Genomic DNA, 4,182 nt, shown 5'->3' with positions numbered 1-4,182 from the left:
CGCGCGGCCATATGGCCTACACCTCCGGCACCACCGGGCGGCCCAAGGGCGTGCTGCGCCAGGCCGTGCCGCTGGACCGCCTCGACGCGCAGCAGGCCGCGATGCGCTCGGTCGTGGCGCAGTCGATCGGCATCGTGCCGGGCTGCCGCGCGCTGATGTCGGCGCCGCTGTATCACAGCGCGCCCGGGGTCTTCATCCAGAACGCGCTGCAGATCGCCGAGCGCCTGGTGCTGACGCCGCGCTTCGATGCCGAGGAGGTGCTGGCACTGATCGAGCGGCATCGCATCGATGTCGTCTACCTGGTGCCGATCATGTACGTGCGGCTGCTGAAGCTGCCCGACGAGGTACGCCGGCGCTACGACCTGTCGTCGCTGCGCTTCGTCGCCTCGACCGGCTCGCCCTGCGCGCCCGAGGTCAAGCGTGCGATGCTGGAGTGGCTCGGCCCGGTGATCCACGAAACCTATGCGTCCAGCGAGGCGGGCATGATCACCGTCGCCACGCCCGCCGACGCGCTGGCCAAGCCCGGCACCGCGGGCCGGCCGGTCGACCAGGCCAGCGTGCGCATCCTGCGCGAGGACGGCACGCCGTGCGAGACCGGCGAAGTGGGCCTGATCTACGTACGCCAGCCCGCCTACCCCGACTTCACCTATCGCAACAACGACGCGGCGCGGCGCGCGATCGATGTCGGCGGCCTGGTGACGCTGGGCGACATGGGCTACCTCGACGCCGACGGCTATCTGTTCCTGTGCGACCGCGCGTCCGACATGGTGATCTCGGGCGGCGTCAACATCTATCCGGCCGAGATCGAGCACCAGCTGGTGCGCTATCCGGGCGTGGCCGACTGCGTGGTGTTCGGCGTGCCCGACGACGAATACGGCGAGCGGCTGCTGGCGATGGTGCAGCCGATGCCGGGCGAGCACCTGGACGAGGCCGAGATCATCGCCTGGCTGCGCGAGCGGCTGTCGGGCTTCAAGGTGCCGCGCACCATCGTGATCGCCGAGCAACTGCCGCGCGACGAGACCGGCAAGCTCGCCAAACGCCGCTTGCGCGACCAATACTGGCAGGGGCGGACGCGGCGCGTCTGAACGCGGCGGGCATCGCCCCACCGGAACGCAGCACACCACGAAGCAGCACATAACGAAGGAGACACCATGGAAGGCTGGAATGCGGGAAGGCGGGCCCGGCGGGGCATCGCGGCGGTGGGGGCGAGGTCTGCGCTGACGTTGGCGCCGAGGGTTGCGCTGAGGTCTGCGCTGAGGGTTGCGATGAGGTCTGCGCTCGTGTTGGCGGCGACATTCGGTGCGGTGACTGCGGCAGGCGCGGCCTATCCGGACCGGCCAATCAAGCTGATCGTGCCGTACACGCCGGGCGGATCGACCGACCAGTTCGGCCGCGCGCTGGCCGAGGGCATGAGCAAGGTACTGAAGCAGCCGGTGGTGGTCGACAACAAGCCCGGCGCGGCCACCATGATCGGCACCAACCTGGTCGCCCGCGCGCCGGCCGACGGCTATACGGTCGGCTTCGCGACCAACGGCAGCATGGTGCTGAACCCGATGCTGTACAAGAAGATCACCTACGACCCGCCGAAGGACTTCAAGATCTTCAGCATCGGCGCCGAGGTGCCGCTGGTGGTGGTCACCAATACGCAGGTGCCGGCGAACAACATCCGCGAGTTCGCCGCCTATGCGAAGAGCCAGGGCGGCAAGCTGAACTACAGCTCGGTGGGCCTGGGCAATGCGCTGCAGCTGGCCACCGAGATGCTCAAGACCGAGCTCGGCATCGAGTTGACCCATGTGCCGTACAACGGCAGCGCGCCGGCGCTGGCGGCGCTGCTCGCCAACGACGTGCAGCTGATGGTCGATGTGGTCAGCACCTCGCTGCCGCATATCAAGGCCGGCAAGCTGAAGGCGCTGGCGGTGACCAGCCGCAACCGGCTCGACGTGCTGCCCAATGTGCCGACGGTCGCCGAGAGCCATCCGAACTTCCAGGCGGCGACCTGGTTCGGCTTGGCGGTGCCGGCGCAGACGCCGCCCGAGGCGATCGAGAAGCTGCGCGCCGCGGCCGACCAGACGCTGCGCGATCCGCAGTTCCGCGCGACCTTCAACGGCCTGGGCCTGCAGGTGCTGCAGCCGATGAGCCAGGCGGAGATCGACCGCTACGTCGCCGCCGACCGCGAGCATTGGGGCAAGGTGATCCGGGCGAAGAATATTTCGCTGGATTGAGGGGGAGGGCGGGCGCCGCGGGAGCGGTGCTCGGAAGCCGGTATAGTTGTGCGCCGTTGTCGCCCACGGCCGCCTGCGTCAGCCGCGCGGGCCCGCGGGCTCCGCGGGCATTCGCGCATCGCCGTGGCCACGCCCGCTCAATGTGAGCCGCCGGCAACGCCCGCGCGCCTCCGGGCGGGTCGATCGCTCGCGGCGGCGTCACATCCGGAACATCGGGCCGCCCGGCCGCTCCAACGCCCGACCCCAAAATCAGGAGTTTGAATGCGATTCCAACTTGCCGGCCTGGCTGTGGCCGGTTTTACCGCGGCCGGTGTGCTGGTCGCGGCACCTGCAGTCCATGCGGCAAGCGCGGCCGGCGCGCAGTCGGCGAACGCCGCCAAGCCGGCCACCACCGCCGCCACTCCCGCCACTGCCGCCACTGCCGCCAACCCCGCCACTTCCGCGTCCCCTGCTTCCCCTGCGTCCCCCGCGACGCCGCCCGCGTGGCCCGGAGCCGACATGCTGGCGCCGCTGCTCGGCGCACTGAAGATCGGCAATCCAATGCCGGATCTGCCGGACTGCGCGGACAAGCGCACCCCGGACGGCACCGATGTGACCGCCTTCTGCGTTGAAGTGCGTGGCGATGGCGCGATGCGCCAGGTCGGTGTGCCGCGCAAGCAGCGGCCGGCCTTCATGGACGGCCCGCATGCGCTGGCGGTGGTCGATCGCAATGCGCTGGTGGGCCTGATCGTGCCGACCGATGGCGTGCGCTCCGAACAGTCGACGCTGCGCACGCTGACCGCGCGCTATGGCAAGCCGTTCCGCGAGGAGCAGGTGGCGCTGCTGGACAAGGACGGCAAGACCGTCAACAGCGTGCATGCCGGATGGATGCAGGCCCCGCTGACCGTCGAGGTCTATTCGATTCCCGACGATCCCGACACCGGCAGCATCGAGCTGCTGCTGCCGCGCGCCCGCACCGTGATGGCGCAGAAGGATGCGGCCATCACGCAGCAACTGAACCCGGGCGCCGCCTCGGCACCGAGCGCGCCGAAGGCCGTGGTGCAGAAGCCGAAGAAGGGCGAGGGCGACGGCAAGCCGGGCAGCTGGTAAGCCCGGCCTGCGTCGTCCGCATTTGCTGTCGTTCCCGCGCAGGCGGGAATCCGGCCAGTTGATCAGGCAATGTGCCGGTTGCCGAGCAGAGCAACAGTCGCCGGGCCTCCGCCTTTTGCCGGGCCCGGCGAACTTGGAGTCCCAGTCGGCGTACTGGGAGTCCGTGCCAGCCTATTCGAAGTCCCTGCGGGCCTACAGCCCTTCCATCACCTTGTCCAGGCCCCGCACGACGCCGCGCAGCGTGTGCACCTTGCGGATTGCCAGCAGCGCGCCGGACACATAGGACTTGGAGCCGTCGCCGGCCTCGTGCTTCAGATGCAGACGCTGGCCGTCGGCGCCGAAGATCACCTCGACGCCCAGCTGATAGCCGGGCAGCCGCACCGCATGCACCTGCGTGCCGGACATCGTGGCGCCGCGGGTCTCCACCGGTCCCTTGACCTGGTCCAGCGGCACCGTCTGCGTGGCGGCCTTGACCTGCCCAAGCCGGTAGGCCAGCTCGCGCACCGTGCCCGACGGCACATCGACCTTGGCGGCCTTGGCGTAGTCGATGATTTCCCACTGGTCCAGATGGCGCGCGGCCATCTCGGCGAACTTCTGCAGCAGGACCACCGTGATGGCGAAATTGCCGCAGGCGAGCACGCCGCGGTCGGCCGCGCGCGCGGCGGCGTCGATCTCCGCATAGTCCTCGTCGGACAGCCCCGAGGTGCCGACCACCACGTGCGCGCCCTGCGCCAGCGCCTGCAGGATGTTGTGCTTGGCGATGTCCGGCTTGGTGTATTCGACGTAGACGTCGTACGGCGTGCCGGCCAGCTCGGCGATGCTGGCGACGGCCTTGCCCGGCGTGTCGGCGTGGCCTGTCAACTGCGCCAGC

General features: G+C 69.8%; 4 protein-coding genes. 3 read left to right on the top strand and 1 reads right to left on the bottom strand.

Annotation, left to right across the window (positions count from 1 at the left end; translation table 11 throughout):
* From AC6EI8_RS24760 to AC6EI8_RS24750, 3 genes are all read left to right on the top strand, one after another.
* Positions 1 to 1,085 (top strand): AMP-binding protein (locus tag AC6EI8_RS24760; protein WP_498383159.1); only part of this gene is annotated, 1,085 nt, incomplete at its 5' end.
* 180 nt (positions 1,086 to 1,265) lie between these two features.
* The gene (locus AC6EI8_RS24755) at positions 1,266 to 2,222 is read left to right on the top strand and encodes a Bug family tripartite tricarboxylate transporter substrate binding protein (protein ID WP_422647968.1); all 957 of its coding nucleotides are present in this window, start codon (positions 1,266 to 1,268) and stop codon (positions 2,220 to 2,222) included.
* Between the two features lie 261 nt (positions 2,223 to 2,483).
* A complete protein-coding gene (locus tag AC6EI8_RS24750) occupies positions 2,484 to 3,311 on the top strand; it encodes a hypothetical protein (protein ID WP_498383158.1) in 828 nt (275 codons plus the stop codon).
* A gap of 192 nt (positions 3,312 to 3,503) precedes the next feature.
* Here the strand turns inward: AC6EI8_RS24750 and dapB are convergent.
* A partial coding sequence (gene dapB / locus AC6EI8_RS24745) for a 4-hydroxy-tetrahydrodipicolinate reductase (protein WP_498383156.1) occupies positions 3,504 to 4,182 on the bottom strand: 679 nt, incomplete at its 5' end.

The sequence above is a fragment of the Cupriavidus sp. R6-3 genome, from assembly GCF_059772245.1.
Note: the sequence above shows the minus strand (reverse complement) of the source record. Positions and strands in the feature narration are given on the sequence as shown.